Origin of the sequence: Stenotrophomonas sp. ATs4, from assembly GCF_051861585.1 — a bacterium.
Taxonomy (GTDB): domain Bacteria; phylum Pseudomonadota; class Gammaproteobacteria; order Xanthomonadales; family Xanthomonadaceae; genus Stenotrophomonas; species Stenotrophomonas maltophilia_AS.
On record NZ_JBLYPK010000009.1, the window covers coordinates 34,724 to 51,634 of the forward strand.

A 16,911-nucleotide genomic window follows, 5' to 3' on the forward strand; every position below is an offset into this window, starting at 1 on the left:
TCAGGCCACCGAGCGGCGCGGCTTCAGCGGCACGACCTTGGTGGCGTCCTCGGCGCGGCGGGCCAGCACGCGGTCGATACGCGCGAACACATCGCGCATCACCGAGGCTTCCGGCAGCAGGGTCACGCGGAAATGATGGCGGTAGGGCACGTTGAAGCTCGAGCCCGGCACCACCAGCACACCTTCGTTGTTCATCAGGTCCAGCGCGAAATTGTGGTCGTCGAAGCCCTTGGCGGCGGCGCCGACCACGGCCGGGAACGCGTACAGCGCACCGGCGGGGGCGACCAGCGACAGGTGCTCGCTGGCTTCGCAGGCCTCGATCACCGCGCGGCGGGTTTCGTACAGGCGGCCACCCGGCGTGCACAGTTCGGAGATGGTGTCCGGGCCGTTCACCGCGGCATCGATGGCGTACTGGCCGGGCACGTTGGCACACAGGCGCAGCGCACCCAGCAGGTCCAGCGCGGCGCGGAAGTCGCCCAGGCGTGCGTCGTCGCCGCTGAGGTGGGCCCAGCCCACGCGCCAGCCGCAGGCGCGGTGCACCTTGCTCAGGCCACTGAAGGTCAGGCACGGGTGGTCGCCGGCCAGCGGCGCGACCGGCTGGAACACCGCATCGTCGTACAGGATCTGGTCGTAGATCTCATCGACCAGCAGCAACAGATTATGGCGGCGCGCGATCTCGACCACGCGCTCCAGCAGCTCGCGCGGGTAGCTGGCGCCGCTGGGATTGTTCGGGTTGATCAGCACAATGGCGCGGGTCCGCGAGGACACCAGCGTCTCGATTTCGCTCGGGTCCGGCTGGAAGCCGTTTTCGGCGGCGCAGCGGTAATACACCGGGCGACCGTCGTTGAGGATGGTCGAGGCCGACCACAGCGGGTAGTCCGGCGAGGGCACCAGCACCTCGTCGCCCGGATTGAGCAGTGCCCGCAGCGACAGGTCGATCAGCTCGCTGACGCCGTTGCCGACGAACACGCGGTCCGGATGCGCATCAGGCGCACCACGACGGGCGTAGTAGGCGGCGATGGCTTCGCGTGCGACCGGCAGGCCCTGCTGATGGGTATAGGGGTCGGTGCGGCCCATGTCATCGGCGATCGCGCGCTGCAGGTGTTCCGGTGCGCGGAAGCCGAACGCACCGGGGTTGCCGATGTTGAGCTTGATCAGCTTGCGGCCCTGAGCCTCCAGCTCCCGCGCTCGCCGTGCCAGTTCTCCGCGGATTTCGTAGCGCACTTCCGAGAGGCGCTCGCGGATGACCAGGGGCTTGGGCGAGGGGGTGGACATGGGCGGTGGGCCGTCGAATGGCATGGGGCTTCCATGGTAGCGGAATTGCTGCAGCGCATGGCAAGGCCTCAGCGCCTGCCGCTGTTGGGCTGGCGGGGCACTGGCACGGGTAGAATGGCGGCGATGACCCAGACTCCCGATTTCACCGCCCTGCAGACCATCGGCTGGCCCTGGCCGGGCCCGGCGCAGCAGGCCGACTGGCAGGCCGCGATGGCCGCACACCCGCAGGCCCGCCCGGCGCGGGTGATCGAGCAGCACCGCACCCACTATGTGGTGGCCGATGGCCCGGACGCGTCGATCAAGGCCGAGTCGTTGCCGGAATGGCAGCGCCCACGCTTCCCCAGCCACGAACGGCCGGCGGTTGGCGACTGGGTGTTGTTGGACGGCATCCGCATCGTCGCCCTGCTGCCGCGGCGTACCGCGATCAAGCGTGGCGCGGCCGGCGAGCATTACCACCAGCAGGTGATCGCAGCCAACATCGATACGGTGTTCATCGTCTGTGGCCTGGATGCCGACTTCAATCCGCGCCGCATCGAGCGCTACCTGCTGCTGGTGGGCGGTGGCGGTGCCGAACCGGTGGTGGTGCTGACCAAGGCCGACCAGACCGAGTACAGCGAGGATGCGCTGGCGGTGCTGGAAGAGCTGGAGATGCAGGGCATCGCACTGCATGCGATCAACGGCCTGGATGCCGACAGCGTGGCGGTGCTGCAGCCTTGGCTGGGCCCGGGCCGCACCGTGGTGCTGGTGGGCTCCTCCGGTGCCGGCAAGTCCACGCTGACCAACACTTTGTTGGGCGAGCAGCGGATGAAGACCAACGCAGTGCGCGCCAACGATTCGCGCGGCCGCCACACCACCACGCACCGCGCGCTGATGCCGTTGCCGATGGGTGCCTGTCTGATCGACACCCCCGGCATGCGCGAACTGAAGCCGACCGGTGAAGAGACGCTGGCTGAAGGTGGTTTTGCCGATATCGAAGCGCTGGCCGCGCAGTGCCGCTTCAACGACTGCATGCACCAGCAGGAACCGGGCTGTGCCGTGCGTGCGGCGATCGATGCCGGTGAGATCGAAGAGAGCCGGCTGCTGAACTACTTCAAGCTGAAGGAAGAAGTGGCCGCAGCGGCCGCCAAGCTGGCGGTACGCCAGGCCGAGACCGCGCAGGAGCGTGGCGGCAGGAAGGGCAAGGGCCAGCAATTCCGCCCCGCCGGCAAGCCACGCCGGCGCTGAACCCGCGGTGCCGGAAGCCCGCTTCTGGTAGGTGCCAACTTTGGTTGGCACTGTCAGGGCAGGGAGCAGCCCAGTAGATCCACGCCATGCGTGGATGCGTTCCGCGGATGCATATCTGTGCCAACCGAGGTTGGCACCTACCAACGCGCGGGCAGGGCGCTATAGTCCGCGCATGGAACCGACTGCGACGCTGGACCGTGACGTGGCCCACCATGCAGCGCTCGATGCGCGCCTGGTCGAGGCCGTGGGAGGCATCCGCCTGCTGGGCCTGACCAGTTGGCCGGCGACGCTGCAGGCGCCGTTCCTGGCCAGCGTGGCGCGTGGCCAGCCGGTGCTGCCGAAGGTGGATTACCCACGGCTGGACTTCAGCGAAGAGCGCCGCGCGCTGGCCACGATCGCCGCCAACTGCGACGACAGTCATCCGCTGGGTCATTACGTGCGGCAATCGGCGCAGAGCTGGGATCTGGCCGCGCAGCTGCTGGAGGGTCTGGGCACCCCTGCGGTCGATACCTGTTCTGTGCAGCTGTTCGGCGCCCCCGAGCAGCCCCTGCCGGGCAGTGGCCCAAGCACGCGCGAGGCGGCGCGTCACTTCATCCAGATTGCTGCCGAACTGGACCATGAACTGCTGGCCCCGGAAGAGCAGGTGCCGATTTCGGCCATTGCCCTGCAGCTGCAGCTGCAGAACGACCTGGATGCCTTCTTTGAATCGCGCATGATCCAGGTGCAGCTCGACCCGGAACTGGTTTCCAAAGCGGCCGCAGGCCCGACCCGCATCCGTCTGCGCACCAGTGCACGCTTCAGCGCCTACGACCGCGCGCAGCTGTTCCACCATGAAGCGCTGGTGCATTCGCTGACCGCATTGAACGGCCGTGAACAGCCGGTGCTGCCGAGTCTGGCATTGTCCTCGCCGCGCGTGACGGCCACCCAGGAAGGGCTGGCCACCTTCGCCGAACAGATCACCGGCAGCATCGACATCGAGCGCCTGAAGCGCATCAGCCTGCGTACCGAAGCGATCGCAATGGCGCGCGAGGGTGCTGATTTCATCGAGGTGTTCCGTTACTTCTGCGACGCCGGGCAGAACCCGGAAGAGAGTTTCGCCTCGGCGCAGCGCGTGTTCCGCGGTGTACCGCCCAGCGGCGGCCTGGCGTTTACCAAGGACACGGTGTACCTGCGCGGGCTGGTGTCGGTGCATACCTTCTTCCGCCACATGCTGGCCGAGGATCGCCTGCAGGTCTGCCGCTGGCTGTTCGCCGGCAAGATGAGCCTGACCGACGCGATCGCGTTCGCGCCGTTGTTCGAGGCGGGTGTGCTGAAGCCACCGCGTTGGCTGCCGCATTGGATGAGCCGGGCGAACGGCCTCGCGGGCATGTTGGCGTTCTCGCTGTTTGCCAACCGGATACGGATGGACCAGCTGGCGCCGGAATGAAATGCGTTGGCGGGATGATGCGCTGGCGCCTCGATTGATATCGCTGGGCGGCGGTGGGGCACCCTGGCCAGGACACGCCGTAAACCCATCCATGGGGGCTCGATCGGCGCATCCATGCGCCTCACGGTCCTGGCCAGGGTGCCCCACCGCCGCCAGACAGTTTCCCGCGCGGGCGGCAGCACATCACCGCGCCGAAGGGATTGCGCTTGAAAAGCAAAGAGCCGGGCAATGCCCGGCTGTATGCTTTTGCTCTTGCTTTCCATTGCCTCCGCGCCGGCGCAAGGAATTGTCGAGCGCGGTGGGACGGGCCGAGGCAGGACCGTGAGGCGCATGGATGCGCCGACCGAGCCTACATGGACGTACTTGCGGCGTGTCCTGCCTCGGCCCGTCCCACCTCGCCCCGCTGCGGTACTGATGCGCCGCAGCGCCCGCTTCTGATTTAGAACTCCGCCGCCACCGTCATGAACAACTGCCGCGGTGCGCTCGCATGGATCGCATAGCGCTTGCCTTCCGGATCAGTCGGTGCGAACGAGCTCAGCTGGCCGGCGTAGCGCTTGTTGGTCAGGTTGGTCGCGTTCAACGACACCCGCACGTTGCGCAGGCCCAGGCCCGGGCCGAAGTCGTAGCCCGCACCGGCGTCGAAGGTGGTCACGCCCGGCACCGACTGGTCGTTGGTGTAGGTGTAGTAGCGCTTGCCGGTGTACTTGGCACGCAGGCTGGCGAAGAAGCCGTCGCGGTTCCAGCTGATTTCACTGGAGGCCATGCGTTGCGGCGTATCCACCGTGATCTTGCCGGCCACCGGCACCACTGCGCCGCCGGAGAGGTAGTCGTCCTCGTAGGTGGTCTTGTTCCAGGACAGCGCGTTGTACCACTGCAGGCCGTCGATCGGCTTGAGGATGAAGGTCAGCTCCGCACCATGGCTCTTCACCGAACCGACGTTGATGAAGCGCGTCACGCACTCCGGGCGCGTACCCACTTCGATGCTCGAGCACGGGTTCAACGACAGCAGGCGGTTGTCGAACTTCACGTTGTAGGCCGCGATCGAGGCCTGGTACTTCTCGCCGAAGGTACGGAAGCCGGCCTCCAGGCTCTTGGACTTCTCCGGCTCCAGCCCGGCACTGGCCGCGAACGATTCCGGCGACACCTGCAGCGGGCCACCGCTGCCACCGCCGACGAACGCCGCGATGTTCTCGGCATACGAAGCGAACAGCTCGTTGTTGGCGTTGATCTTGAAGCCCACGCCCACCTGCGGCAGCACCGATTCCTTGGCGGTCAGCGTGCCCGAGGCGATGCTGGTTTCCACACCGGGCTGTGCGGTGGCGCGCATGCGGGTGTTCGGGCTCTTGATGCCCACGTCCACGGTCAGGCGCTGGTCCAGGAAGCGCATGCGGTCCTGCACGTAGAACTGGCGCGTGCGGATGTCGAAGTCCTGGTTGAACAGCAGGCGGTCCGGGTTCTTCAGGTACAGGTCGTCCAGGAACGGGCCGCTGATGTAGTAGAAGTTGCGCGACACGTTGTGGTCGTTCTGCTCGTACCACAGGCCGGCTTCCAGCTCGTGGATGCCCACCGTCCACGACAGCGCGGCGGTCAGGCCATCGCGGTTGATCGTGTAGTTGGTGCTGCGGATCGAGATCGGCAGCATCTTGTCGGTGCCCGGGTAGGACGGCTGGCCCGGTGCCCACCAGTGGCCCTGGCCACGGTTGTCGTGGTGGTAGGCCAGCAGCTTCAGGCGGCCCTGCTCGCCCAGGCGCAGGTCGGCATCCACCGAATACAGGTTGTCGTCACGTAGTGCGCGGCTCTGGTAGTAGGCGTCGTCGATGCTGTTGACGCCGCCGCTGAACTTGCACTTGCTGCGGTCCAGCGTGCCGGGCGCGCAGTACGCGGCGGCCACGGCGCGGTCCCAGTCCGGTGCGTAGATGTTCCAGTCATAGCCCATGCCACGTGCCAGCATGTCCTTGGACAGGTAGGCGTAGTTGGCCTGGCTGGCGCGCGAGGTGGCCACGAACGCACCGAAGCGGTGGTCGCCGACATTCCACACCGCCTTGGCGTTGAACTGGCGCGTGGTCTGGTTCTGGTACGGCGCGGCCCACATGTCCTGGTCCTGGTGCACACCGGACACATAGGCCGAGAAGCCGTTGATGTCACCGGTATCCACGCGCAGGTAGCCACGGCGCTGGCTGTTGTCGCCGACGGTGACGCTGGCACGGCCACCGAATTCGGTGGACGGGTCCATCGAGAAGTACTGGATGGTGCCGCCCAGGTTGCTGGTCGAGGCCACGCCCAGCGAACCGATGCCCTGCGACAGCTCGGCACCGGCCAGGTTCTCGGCGATGATCGCGCGGGAGACGCTCAAGCCGTTGTAGTTGCCGTAGCTGTTGTCGCCCAGTGGGATGCCGTCCAGCGTGTAGCCCAGGCGGCTCTTGTCGAAACCACGCAGGCTGATGGTCTGCGATTCCTCGTTGGCGCCGAAGGCATCATTGGACTGCACCGACACGCCCGGCAGGCGGTCGAGGATCTTCTGGCCGCTAGTGCCCGGCGGCAGCACCTGCTTGTCGACGGCGGTGATGCGCTGCACCTGGCGGGTCTCGCCCTGGCCGATCACGGAGACGGTATCCAGCGTCTGCGCGCTCAGCGCGGCATCGGTGCTGGCGCCGGTATCGGCGGCGGTGGCGGCATGGGCGCTGGCGGCGGCGGAGAGCGCGATCGCCACGGCGATCGTCAGGTGTCGGGTCTGCATGATGGTCCGTTGCATTGGGGGTGGTCACCGGCACGCGTGCGCGGTGCATGGCCACTATGCGAACGGAACATGAAACCTTCTTTACGAAAAACCAACGAAGGTGGCAGGGCAGTGGTGCGCGTCCTGCAACATGTTCGTCATGGTGGTATGTCGGGGGGAATCAGAAGCGCTCCCCTGGCCAGCTCAATTTGAGTTGGTCCATGCAGTCACGGTCATGTTCGGAGAATGAGAAGCCGATCTGGATGCCGTTTACTACGGTGCCGAACACCGTCGACTCGTCCAGGCTATGCCCTGACGGCACGGAAAGGACATTGAAGTCGGGATAGCGACGACCCATCTGCTTTCGCGAGATGCAGGCGCCGCCCAGCGACAGCGCAATGCCTTTGATGATTCGTCCCGATGCATCGGTGTAGATCTGGCCAGAAGGCCCCTTGATCCTCCCGGCGACCACGAAGGGCGCCAGATCGATGGTGGCGCTGTCGCCCCGGCCCCTTCTTGCTTCCGAGCGCGAGCCGGCCGGGGCCAGGGGTGATAGCTGCGCGACAAGGTCAGAGCGTGCCAGCTGCAAGGACCAGCGCTCCACGAGCCGCCAAGTTGCATCCGCCTCTTCCGCAGTGGCAGTGGGTGGTGTGGCCGCCAGTGGCGGGGTGACGACTACAAGAAGCGCCATCAGCAATGCACGCATGCCAACCTCCTTGATCCGCGATTCCGGCCGTTCATCCATCGGGCTCAGCGAGCGTTGGCAGGTATAGCACCGGTTCTGCCGATGTATCGGGCAATGCGTCCCGAAAATGCAGAAACAAAAATGGGGCCGGATCCCCCTCGCAAGCGAAGGTTCACCGGCCCCGCGCACTCCGTGGGGGAGGCGGTCCACGCGTTGCGTGGAGACGGGCTCAACCCATGTACAGGCCACCGTTGACCGGATAGTCGGCGCCGGTCACGTACGAGGCTTCATCCGAAGCCAGCCAGGCGCACAGGCCGGCCACTTCTTCCGGGCGACCGAGGCGGCGCACCGGCACCGAGGCGGCCAGCCGGTCCAGCACATCCGGGGGGAAGCTGCTGATCGCCTGGCTGGCGATGTAGCCCGGCGACAGCGTGTTGACGGTAACGCCACGCGAGGCCACTTCCGCGGCCAGCGCACGGCTGAAGCCATGCATCGCAGCTTTGGCGGTGGCGTAGTTCACCTGGCCGATCTGGCCTTTGTGGGCACTGACCGAGCCGATGTTGATGATGCGGCCCCAGCCCCGCGTGGCCATGCCATCGACCACCTGCTTGGTCAGGTTGAACAGCGAATTGAGGTTGGAGGCGATCACCGCGTTCCAGTCCTCCACCGTCATCTGCCGGAACAGCAGGTCGCGGCTGCCACCGGAGTTGTTGACCAGCACGTCCACTTCACCGACTTCAGCGCGCACCTTGGCGAACGCGGCGCTGGTCGAGGCCCAGTCGGTCGCGTTGCCTTCGGAGGCGATGAAGTCGAAGCCCTGTTCGCGCTGCTCGCGCAGCCAGTTGGCCTTGCGCGGCGAGTTCGGCGCGCAACCGGCGACCACGGTGTGGCCGCTGCGGGCCAGGCTCTGGCAGATGGCAGTACCGACACTGCCCATGCCGCTGGTGACGTAAGCGATTCGAAGCGTCATTGCAGAAGGCTCCTTGGTAAGAGGTCAGGCAGCGAGCGGGTACAGGCCGAACAGCAGGCTGCCGACCATCAGCAGCATGGAGATGGCGATGGCCCACTTCAGGGTAAATTTCTGGTGGTCGGCGAATTCGACCTTGGCCAGGCCGACCAGCAGGTAGGTGGACGGCACCAGCGGGCTGAGCAGATGCACCGGCTGGCCAGCCAGCGAGGCGCGCGCCATTTCCACCGGGGTGATGCCGTAGTTGCCGGCGGCCTCGGACAGGATCGGCAGCACGCCGAAGTAGAACGCGTCGTTGGACATGAAGAAGGTGAACGGCATCGATGCCACAGCCGTGATCACCGCCAGGTACGGGCCCCACGATTCCGGAATGACGGCCAGGAAGCTGTGCGACATCGCTTCGACCATGCCGGTGTTGTTGAGGATGCCGGTGAAGATGCCTGCGGCGAAGATCAGCGACACCACCGACAGCACGTTGCCTGCATGGTTGACCACGCGGCGGCGCTGCTCGGCCAGGTTCGGGTAGTTGATCACCAGGGCGATGGCGAAGCCGACCATGAACAGCACCGGCATCGGCAGCACGCCGATGATCAGCGCGGTCATCAGCGCCACGGTCAGGGCCAGGTTCACCCACAGCAGCTTCGGGCGCTTGATGTCTTCGGCGTCTTCCACGGTCGGCAGCGCATTGCTGTCGTCGGATACGCTGTTGTCCATCCAGCTGCCGCCCTTGGGCAGGGTCACCACGCCCAGGCGGCGGCGCTCCTTCAGGCCCAGGTACCAGGCCAGCAGCAGGACGCCGGCACAGGCGATCACCATCGACGGGATCAGCGGCACGAACACATCGGCCGGATCCACGTGCAGCGCGGTGGCCGCGCGTGCGGTCGGGCCGCCCCACGGGGTCAGGTTCATCACGCCGCCGGCGAGGATGGTCACGCAGGTCATGTTCAGCGCGTTCATGCCCAGCCGCTGGTACAGCGGCAGCATCGCCGAGACAGTGATCATGTAGGTGGTTGAACCATCGCCGTCGAGCGAGATCAGCATCGCCAGCACCGCGGTGCCGAGCACGATCTTCATCGGATCGCCCTTGACGAAGCGCAGGATGATCCGCACCAGCGGATCGAACAGGCCCGCATCGATCATCACGCCGAAGTAGAGGATGGCAAACATCAGCATCACGCCGGTGGGCGCGATCTTCTTGATGCCCTCCAGCATCATCTCGTCGAGGCCGGCGCCGAAGCCACCGATCAGTGCGAACAGGATGGGAATGGTGATCAGGGCGACCAGCGGCGACAGTCGTTTGCTCATGATCAAGTACATGAACGTAATGACCATGCCAAAGCCGAGGATGCTCAGCATCATCTGCGGACTCCTTGCGAAAACAGGACGTGGGGGAGTGGAAGGGGCCCGGGCGGCATGCCCGGGATGTCGGGCTTAGAAGTCGTACTGCAGGCGGCCGGTGACCGCGCGTGTACGGTCCACCGTGACCCCGGCCAAGCGGTCGCGGTTGCGGCTTTCGATCACGTTGAGCATGAAGCGCAGGTTGTCGCGCAGGTACCAGTTGCCGCCCAGCGTCCAGGCTTCAGTGCTGCCGCGGCGCAGATCCGGCGCACCATCGAGGTGCTGTGCGCCCCACATCTGGTCGTAGCGCAGCGCCACTTCGAAGGCACCAGCCTTGTGCCGGATGTCCTTCACCCGCGCAAAGCGGCCGGTCTTGCGGTCGTAGGCGCGGCTTTCGCCGGTCATGAACCAGCTGAGCATGCCGTAGGCGGCCATCACGTCGCCGCGCTGCGCGCCGTCATCGAAGGTGGCGCCACTGAACTCGCCCTGCCACGACAGCGGGCCGCGCACCTGCGCGTACTCCAGCGACCACTTGTTGACGTCGGTATCGCGACCGGCGGAGAAGTCGACCAGGGTCAGGCGGCTTTCGTCGGACAGGTGGCCGGCCGGGCGCGGGCGGATCTTCAGGCCGGGGGTGCCGTTGCTGCCCGGGTTGTCGTAGGCCTCGCGGGCCAGCGACAGGCCCAGGTGCAGCACGTCACCGTCGCTGGGCGAGGGTGCCCAGGTGACGCGGCCACCGGCGGCGCGACCCTTCACCTGCCAGGCGTCGATGCTCTCCAGGCTGTAGATGCTGGCCGCCCAGGTGAAGTCACCGGGGTTGGCCTGCCATGACGCACCCAGGCGGTACAGCGGCGCCAGCGTGGTACCAGCGTTGCCGCGCTCCAGGAAGCTGCCGTAGTTGGAACTGGTGCGGTCATCCAGCGAGAAGTACTGCTTGAACTGGCCCACGGTCAGCTTGCCGGCCTTGCCGAAGCTGCGTGCCAGGTACACGTCCTTGGCCTCGACGCGGTCGCCGGAGAAATCGGCTTCCAGCTTGTAGTCGACCACGAAGAACTTGCCCGACACATCCAGCCAGGCGCGACGGATCTCGGTGTCGTCCTTGTTCGGCGTACCGCGGTTGTCGTTGTCGAAGGTGGCGAAGTCCAGGTGCAGGCGGCCCCCGAGGGAGGCCGTGACCGGACGGTCATCTTCGGCGGCAAAGGCCGGCGCCGACAGGGCGGCCAGAGCCATCATGGCGGCAGGACGCCGCCAGGCAAACGTGAATTCCACAAACCCTCCCAGGTGCGCGCCGGGCGCGCGGCAATCGTGGGCACCGGACGGTGCGCGGCCGCAGTCTGGGTCGGGCAAGCTGTCATCGTCCTGTCAACGGATTGTGCGGTGCAGCGTAAAGCGGGCCGCTGCGCTCGCCGGGCAATGGCCCGGCGCTACCCTGCGACGGTGCCCCCGTTGGTGTGGGCCCATGCCCGGCGGATGCATCGACGCCGCAGCGCCCGGTAGCGCCGGGCCGTGCCCGGCGAGCGCGGCAGCGGCATGCGGTAGCATTCGGTTCCCCTCCCACCCCCGTGCCCATGCGCCTGCTGCTGGTCGAAGACAACCCGGATCTGGCCGATGCGATCATCCGCCGCATGCGCCGCAGCGGGCACGCCGTGGACTGGCAGGCCGATGGCCTGGCCGCTGCCAGCGTGCTGCGCTACCAGAGCTTCGACCTGGTGGTGCTGGATATCGGCCTGCCCAAGCTCGATGGTCTGCGCGTGCTGGCCGGCATGCGCGAGCGCGGCGACAGCACGCCGGTACTGATGCTGACCGCGCGCGATGGCATTGAAGACCGTGTGCAGGCGCTGGATGTCGGCGCCGACGACTATCTCGGCAAGCCGTTCGACTTCCGCGAATTCGAGGCGCGCTGCCGCGTGCTGCTACGGCGTGCGCGTGGCCAGGCCAGCGAAGTGGTGCAGATTGGCGGGTTCCAGTTCGACAATGCCGCGCATCGGGTGAGTCTCGACGGTGAACCGATCGAACTGCCCAACCGCGAATACCGGCTGTTGGAGATTCTGGTCGGGCGCCTCGGCCAGGTGGTCGGCAAGGACGAGATCGGCAATGGCCTGTTCGGCTTTGACGATGAGGCTGGCCCGAATGCCATCGAGCTGTATGTCGGTCGCTTGAGAAAAAAACTGGCCAGTGCGCCGTTGCGCATCACCACGGTGCGCGGCGTCGGCTACCTGCTGGAAGCCTGCGATGGCGGCAGCGACACCGATGGCTGACGCACGCGCTGCGAACGCCGCACCGGGTTCATTGCGGCGCACGCTGCTGCTCTATCTCGGCGCGCTGCTGGCAGTGTTCGCGGTGGCCCTGCTGTTTGCCGCACGCGACTATGGCCAGCGGGCCGCGAACCGATCCTACGACCATCTGCTGGTGTCTTCGGCGCTGTCCATCGCCGATTCGGTCGCCCTGGTCGATGGCCAGTGGCAGGTCGATCTGCCCTATGCCGCGTTGGACCTGCTGGCAATGGCACCGGAAGACCGCGTGTTCTACAGGGTGGCCGACAGCCGCGGCACGCTGATCACCGGCTACAGCGACCTGCCGGCACCGCCGCGCCGGCCCGGCACGCAACCGCAGCTGTTTGATGCGGCGTACAGCGATGAGACCGTGCGCTTCGTGGTGGTCGGCCGTAGCTTCGCTGCCGCCTCGGCACTGGGTGAAGTACAGGTGCAGGTCGGCCAGACCCGGCGCGCGCGCGAAGCCGTCGCGCAGGACCTGGTCAACCGTGCATTGCTGGCGATCGGTGTGCTGTCCGGGCTGCTGCTGGCGTTGGTGGCGTTTGGCGTACATCGCGCGTTCCGGCCATTGGTGCGGGTGGAACGCGAGCTGTCGCGCCGCGAGCCGTCCGACCTGAAGCCACTGGATGCGCGCGTGCCGCGCGAGATGGACCAGATGGTGGCGGCCTTGAACCGCTTTATGGAACGCCTGTCCAGCAGCAATGAAACCCTGCGTGCATTCATGGCTGAAGCTGCCCACCAGATGCGCACACCGTTGGCTGCCCTGCGCGCGCAGGCACAGCTGGCGCTGGATGACGACGACCCCGAAGACATGCGGCGCAGCCTGCAGGCGATCGAGCGCAACGCCACGCATATGAGCCGGCTGCTCAACCAGCTGCTCAGCGATGCCAGCGTGATCCATCGTTCGCATCTGCAGCGCTTTGCGGCGGTGGACCTGGCCGAGACCGTGCACCAAGCCCTGCATGAAGCGCTGCCGCAGGCCAGCCCGGCGCCGCGCGTACAACTGGCGATGACCGCCGAACCGGTGCAGGTGCACGGCGATGCACTGCTGCTGCGCGAGGCGATCAAGAACCTGGTCGACAACGCACTGAAGTACGGCGGTGACGGCCCGTTGCAGATCGCGCTGACCGTGGACGGCGGGCAGGCAGTGCTGACCATTGCCGACCATGGCGCCGGCATCGCGCCTGCTGACGCGGAACGCGTATTCGAGCGCTTCGCCCGTGGCGAGGGTGCGCCCTCGGGAGGCGCCGGGCTGGGCCTGGCCATCGTCAAGCGCGTGGTCGACAGCCATGGCGGCCGCATCGACCTCAGCAACCGCCCGCAGGGCGGGTTGGTCGCCACCATCCGCCTGCCACGGAGCAGTTCATGATCCGCCTGTTCGCTGCTGCCGTTGCCTTGCTGCTGGCCCTGCCGGTGCAGGCCGCGCCGGGCGACGTGCGCCGTTTTCCCGCACAGGGAGCGGTCACCGCGCAGCTGCGCATCCACGGCACCACCGACATCGAAGTGTTCGCGGTAGTGATTGCCGATTACCAGCGGCTGCACCCCGGCACTGAAGTGGTGTACGAGGACATCATCACCCAGGATCTGTACGCACGTTACCTGCACGACCGCGGCGGACCGGCATCGCCGGACCTGCTGATCTCCAGCGGCATGGACCTGCAGACCAAACTGGTCAATGACGGCCACGCGCTGCCGCATCGTTCGGCGCAGACCGCCGCACTGCCGGCCTGGGCACAGTGGCGCAACGAGGCATTCGGCATCAGCTACGAGCCGGTGGTGATGGTCTACAACACCCGCGTACTGTCGGCTGCGAAGGTGCCGCACACGCGCCGGCAGCTGCTGGACCGTTTGCGCGCCGAAGGTGCACCCTTGCGCGGCAGGGTCGGCACTTATGACATCGAGCGCAGCAGCGTCGGCTACCTGCTGGCGACCCAGGATGCGCAGCGTGGCAGCATCGCGGGTGCGTTGCTGGGCGCGCTGGGCGACAACGACGTGGTGCGCGAGGAGCGCACCGGTGTACTGCTGGACAAGGTGGCCAGCGGCCAGCTGTCGCTGGTCTACAACGTGCTCGGCTCCTATGCGCAGGCACGTGTCGATGCCGGTGCACCGCTGGCGATTGTCGAACCCGAGGACTACACGCTGGTGGTGCTGCGCACCGCGGTGATCCCGCGCACCGGCCCACACCCGGAAGAAGCCCGGCGCTTCCTCGATTACCTGCTGTCACCGCGAGGCCAGCAGGTCCTGTCGCGCGAGGCGCGGCTGATGCCGATCGTGACCGGCAACGCACGTGGCGACGATGCGCCCGGCCGCAGCCGCCGTCCGATCCAGCTCGGCCCGGGCCTGCTGGTGTATCTGGACGCGCTCAAGCGCCGCCAGTTCCTCGATGCCTGGCGCAGCAGCGTGGAGCCGGCAGGGCGCTGATGCGGCGGCCTGCCCGTACAATGGCGGCATGAGCGAATACACCATCCTGATCGCCGATGACCACCCGCTGCTGCGTTCGGCGGTGGTGCAATCACTGCGGCAGAGCCTGCGGCTGGCGCAGGTGCGCGAGGTCGCCAGCGCCGAGGCATTGGCCGAAGCACTCGACGCGCACCCGGACGTGGACCTGGTGCTGCTCGACCTGACCATGCCCGGCGCACACGGTTTTTCCGCGCTACTGCACGTGCGCGGCTCGCATCCGGACATCCCGGTGGTGATTCTCTCGTCCAACGACCATCCGCGGGTGATCCGTCGTGCCCAGCAGTTCGGCGCGGCCGGTTTCATCCCGAAGTCGGCCCCGGCCGAGACCATCGGCGAGGCAGTGCAGGCGGTGCTCGATGGTGGACTGTGGTTCCCGGCGATGGCGCCGGAGCGCAGCGAGTCCGACGCGCTGCTGGCCGCACGTCTGGCCCAGCTCACCCCGCAGCAGTTCCGCGTGCTGCTGTGCCTGGCAGATGGCCTGCTCAACAAGCAGATCGCCTACGAACTTGGCCTGGCCGAGAACACGGTGAAGGTGCACGTGACCGCCATCCTGAAGAAGCTTGAGTGCCATAGCCGCACACAGGCCGCAGTGCTGGTGAAGGCGCTGGAGCCGGAAGGCGACGCCGGCGGGATCTGACCGATGCGGGAAACCCCGGCGCCGTTCTACGCCCTCATCAACACGACCCTCGGCGAGGCTCCTGCGGTGGTGGTGGTCAACACGGCGCTGCGGAGCTTTGCAGGCCGGGACGCATTTCCCTGGCACCTGCGGATCGGCATCAGGTGCAGAGAGTTGGGTGACAACGGCATGCCCACCCCGGAGGAACTGGAGGTGGTCACGCGCCTGGAAGGGCAGCTCGAATCAAGCATTGGAGCGGACGGTAATGCCGTTTTCCTTGCGCGCATCACCGCCCGTGGCGAGCGCGTGCTGCTGTATCGGGTAGATGATCCCGAACAGGCGAATGACCGCCTGCAGCGGCTGCTCGCTGCACCCGCACAGCTGCGGGAATGGGCGTTCCAGATGGAATATGACCTCGACTGGGCTCTGGCTCAGCCCGAGCTTGACCTGCCGCTGCAGGATCCCCGGGTCAAGTGATCCGTGTAGAGCCGAGCCCACGCTCGGCTGATTCTTCATCCGTCGCCGATCAAGCGCAGGTCGATGCGAGGCGTGGATTGTCATTGCACTACTGGCCGCGTGTATCGGCCCCCGGTTCACATGCACTCAACAGATCGCCGGTTCCATTGCCAGGCGCAGTTTGGGGGCCATGGTGACGACGCCCTGCGGCAGGGACTCGAGTTAGTGGCATTGATGTCGCATTTGGCTCGCCCACTGTTTTAAGGCGGGTGTCCGGCAGGTGGCCTCCCAGTCGTCGAGTGCGGCTGGTTCTCTGCGCTGATTTCAGTGGCCTGCCGTGCAAATAAAAACTTAATTGCCCGTGGACTTGCTTGGGTTGAGCTTGACGGGTGATCGTGTCGTCGTCAGTTTGTTCGCTGCAGTTCTGTTTCCCATTCCGTCCATGCTCTCCCAGTGATGTCAGATAAATCGAAGTTGAGCGGGTGCGCAGGCTGGCGGCAGAGAAGGGACGTCAAACTGCGCCGGGCAATGGGATGAGGCTATGGCTGGCATTCATGTGCGCCAAGTTGATGATTTAGGAGGGGTAATGTATTCGCCGGTAAGGTGCATAATTTCAAATGAGTCGCCAAACGTAAATGGCGCAGTTGATTTGAACGAGCTGACGCTCGTGGTTAACAGCCATATCGCGTATCGAATTCCTGAGGTGGACATTGATCATCTCAATGGGTGGCGTATTCTGATACTTGTGACAATCAGGAACACCAACCAGATTGGGATATTCAAGCGAGCGGGGCGATACCCGTCAGACAAGGAGTTTGAATTTTCAATTTCGGTGCCAGTCCCGAACGAGGAAGTGGTGCCATATGGATTGTCTCAGGAGGGTTCGGGCTTCTTCTTTCCTGTGAATGAGGAATGGTCTCATGTCATGATCCCGGAATACTCGCGCTATGGTGACATCAAGGAGTATTTCGTCGAAAGCATCAAGATTGCTATTGAGAGGCTGTTCGAGGTCGGAATTACTTGCCACGGCCGGAAAGTTCGATTCAGGAAAATAGATGGTTGAGCGGTGAAGGGAGGGTGCTCCGGCGCTGTTCCTGGGAAAGGTAGATCCCAAGAAACGTCAGGTGTTGTAGCGCCGAGCCCACGCTCGGCCGATTCCTGTCAGGCGACGAGCGAACGCAGATCAATGCAGGGACGCATACGCTCCGTGCCATCCCACTCGGCAGGCAGACCCACGCTGGCGAAGGCGTCGACGATGGCCTGGCCGATCCGCTCCATGGCAGCGCTGTCGGGCGGGCCCCAGAAGCCAATCGCCAGATCACTGGTGCGCCTGGCGCGCTTCATGTCATCGCCGGAATAGAAACAGAAACCCTTCAGGCCGGCAGCGGTACCGCCATGTCCTGCGGCAGGTGCTCAAGTCAGTTGCATTGTTGTCGCATTTGGCTCGCCTCCTGTTTGAAGACGGGTGTTCGTCA

15 protein-coding genes are annotated in these 16,911 nt (G+C 65.9%); 8 read left to right on the forward strand and 7 right to left on the reverse strand.

The window, feature by feature from the left end; all coding sequences use genetic code 11:
• Window positions 1-1,275, reverse strand: a complete 1,275-nt coding sequence (locus ABR323_RS16265; RefSeq protein ID WP_032972151.1) for a pyridoxal phosphate-dependent aminotransferase — start codon at window positions 1,273-1,275, stop codon at window positions 1-3.
• Between the two features lie 114 nt (window positions 1,276-1,389).
• Between ABR323_RS16265 and rsgA the strand changes: the two genes are divergently transcribed.
• Window positions 1,390-2,499: a ribosome small subunit-dependent GTPase A gene (gene rsgA, locus ABR323_RS16270; RefSeq protein WP_135275047.1), complete on the forward strand. Its 1,110-nt coding sequence runs from the start codon at window positions 1,390-1,392 to the stop codon at window positions 2,497-2,499.
• A 172-nt stretch (window positions 2,500-2,671) separates the two neighbouring features.
• Window positions 2,672-3,925 carry a flavohemoglobin expression-modulating QEGLA motif protein gene (locus ABR323_RS16275; protein ID WP_439450047.1) on the forward strand — a complete coding sequence of 418 codons (1,254 nt, stop codon included), beginning with the start codon at window positions 2,672-2,674 and terminating at the stop codon, window positions 3,923-3,925.
• A 439-nt stretch (window positions 3,926-4,364) separates the two neighbouring features.
• Here ABR323_RS16275 and ABR323_RS16280 read toward each other — a convergent pair whose 3' ends face one another.
• From ABR323_RS16280 to ABR323_RS16300, 5 genes are all read right to left on the reverse strand, one after another.
• Window positions 4,365-6,662 carry a TonB-dependent receptor gene (locus tag ABR323_RS16280; protein ID WP_135275042.1) on the reverse strand — a complete coding sequence of 766 codons (2,298 nt, stop codon included), beginning with the start codon at window positions 6,660-6,662 and terminating at the stop codon, window positions 4,365-4,367.
• Between the two features lie 160 nt (window positions 6,663-6,822).
• Window positions 6,823-7,347 (reverse strand): hypothetical protein, encoded by a 525-nt coding sequence (locus ABR323_RS16285; RefSeq protein ID WP_439450048.1) that lies wholly within the window; start codon window positions 7,345-7,347, stop codon window positions 6,823-6,825.
• A gap of 208 nt (window positions 7,348-7,555) precedes the next feature.
• Window positions 7,556-8,296: an acetoacetyl-CoA reductase gene (gene phbB / locus ABR323_RS16290; RefSeq protein WP_012481221.1), complete on the reverse strand. Its 741-nt coding sequence runs from the start codon at window positions 8,294-8,296 to the stop codon at window positions 7,556-7,558.
• A 24-nt stretch (window positions 8,297-8,320) separates the two neighbouring features.
• On the reverse strand, window positions 8,321-9,649 hold the full coding sequence (locus tag ABR323_RS16295; RefSeq protein ID WP_439450165.1) for a CitMHS family transporter: 1,329 nt from the start codon (window positions 9,647-9,649) through the stop codon (window positions 8,321-8,323).
• A 75-nt stretch (window positions 9,650-9,724) separates the two neighbouring features.
• Window positions 9,725-10,864 carry an OprO/OprP family phosphate-selective porin gene (locus tag ABR323_RS16300; protein WP_439450049.1) on the reverse strand — a complete coding sequence of 380 codons (1,140 nt, stop codon included), beginning with the start codon at window positions 10,862-10,864 and terminating at the stop codon, window positions 9,725-9,727.
• Window positions 10,865-11,199: 335 nt separating this feature from the next.
• Here ABR323_RS16300 and ABR323_RS16305 point away from each other — a divergent pair, with 335 nt between their 5' ends.
• From ABR323_RS16305 to imm9, 6 genes are all read left to right on the forward strand, one after another.
• On the forward strand, window positions 11,200-11,889 hold the full coding sequence (locus ABR323_RS16305; RefSeq protein WP_439450050.1) for a response regulator: 690 nt from the start codon (window positions 11,200-11,202) through the stop codon (window positions 11,887-11,889).
• Window positions 11,882-13,273, forward strand: coding sequence for a sensor histidine kinase N-terminal domain-containing protein (locus ABR323_RS16310; RefSeq protein ID WP_439450051.1), 1,392 nt, complete (start codon window positions 11,882-11,884; stop codon window positions 13,271-13,273). Before ABR323_RS16305 ends, ABR323_RS16310 begins: the two co-directional genes overlap by 8 nt.
• Window positions 13,270-14,325 carry an ABC transporter substrate-binding protein gene (locus ABR323_RS16315; protein ID WP_439450052.1) on the forward strand — a complete coding sequence of 352 codons (1,056 nt, stop codon included), beginning with the start codon at window positions 13,270-13,272 and terminating at the stop codon, window positions 14,323-14,325. Before ABR323_RS16310 ends, ABR323_RS16315 begins: the two co-directional genes overlap by 4 nt.
• Before the next feature lie 28 nt (window positions 14,326-14,353).
• Entirely contained in the window at window positions 14,354-15,001 is a 648-nt protein-coding gene (locus ABR323_RS16320; RefSeq protein WP_439450053.1) for a response regulator, read from the forward strand.
• Window positions 15,002-15,004: 3 nt separating this feature from the next.
• On the forward strand, window positions 15,005-15,457 hold the full coding sequence (locus tag ABR323_RS16325) for a DUF695 domain-containing protein (protein WP_439450054.1): 453 nt from the start codon (window positions 15,005-15,007) through the stop codon (window positions 15,455-15,457).
• A gap of 520 nt (window positions 15,458-15,977) precedes the next feature.
• Complete coding sequence (gene imm9 / locus ABR323_RS16330; protein ID WP_439450055.1) at window positions 15,978-16,499, forward strand: Imm9 family immunity protein; 522 nt, start codon at window positions 15,978-15,980, stop codon at window positions 16,497-16,499.
• Between the two features lie 98 nt (window positions 16,500-16,597).
• Here imm9 and ABR323_RS16335 read toward each other — a convergent pair whose 3' ends face one another.
• Window positions 16,598-16,813: a DUF6891 domain-containing protein gene (locus tag ABR323_RS16335; RefSeq protein WP_439450166.1), complete on the reverse strand. Its 216-nt coding sequence runs from the start codon at window positions 16,811-16,813 to the stop codon at window positions 16,598-16,600.
• Window positions 16,814-16,911: the final 98 nt, after the last annotated feature.

Coding starts and splice junctions, on each gene's coding strand:
- ABR323_RS16265 (WP_032972151.1), bottom strand. CDS start 1,275: ATGTCCACCCCCTCGCCCAAGCCCCTGGTCATCCGCGAGCGCCTCTCG.
- rsgA (WP_135275047.1), top strand. CDS start 1,390: ATGGCGGCGATGACCCAGACTCCCGATTTCACCGCCCTGCAGACCATC.
- ABR323_RS16275 (WP_439450047.1), top strand. CDS start 2,672: ATGGAACCGACTGCGACGCTGGACCGTGACGTGGCCCACCATGCAGCG.
- ABR323_RS16280 (WP_135275042.1), bottom strand. CDS start 6,662: ATGCAGACCCGACACCTGACGATCGCCGTGGCGATCGCGCTCTCCGCC.
- ABR323_RS16285 (WP_439450048.1), bottom strand. CDS start 7,347: ATGCGTGCATTGCTGATGGCGCTTCTTGTAGTCGTCACCCCGCCACTG.
- phbB (WP_012481221.1), bottom strand. CDS start 8,296: ATGACGCTTCGAATCGCTTACGTCACCAGCGGCATGGGCAGTGTCGGT.
- ABR323_RS16295 (WP_439450165.1), bottom strand. CDS start 9,649: ATGCTGAGCATCCTCGGCTTTGGCATGGTCATTACGTTCATGTACTTG.
- ABR323_RS16300 (WP_439450049.1), bottom strand. CDS start 10,864: ATGATGGCTCTGGCCGCCCTGTCGGCGCCGGCCTTTGCCGCCGAAGAT.
- ABR323_RS16305 (WP_439450050.1), top strand. CDS start 11,200: ATGCGCCTGCTGCTGGTCGAAGACAACCCGGATCTGGCCGATGCGATC.
- ABR323_RS16310 (WP_439450051.1), top strand. CDS start 11,882: ATGGCTGACGCACGCGCTGCGAACGCCGCACCGGGTTCATTGCGGCGC.
- ABR323_RS16315 (WP_439450052.1), top strand. CDS start 13,270: ATGATCCGCCTGTTCGCTGCTGCCGTTGCCTTGCTGCTGGCCCTGCCG.
- ABR323_RS16320 (WP_439450053.1), top strand. CDS start 14,354: ATGAGCGAATACACCATCCTGATCGCCGATGACCACCCGCTGCTGCGT.
- ABR323_RS16325 (WP_439450054.1), top strand. CDS start 15,005: ATGCGGGAAACCCCGGCGCCGTTCTACGCCCTCATCAACACGACCCTC.
- imm9 (WP_439450055.1), top strand. CDS start 15,978: ATGGCTGGCATTCATGTGCGCCAAGTTGATGATTTAGGAGGGGTAATG.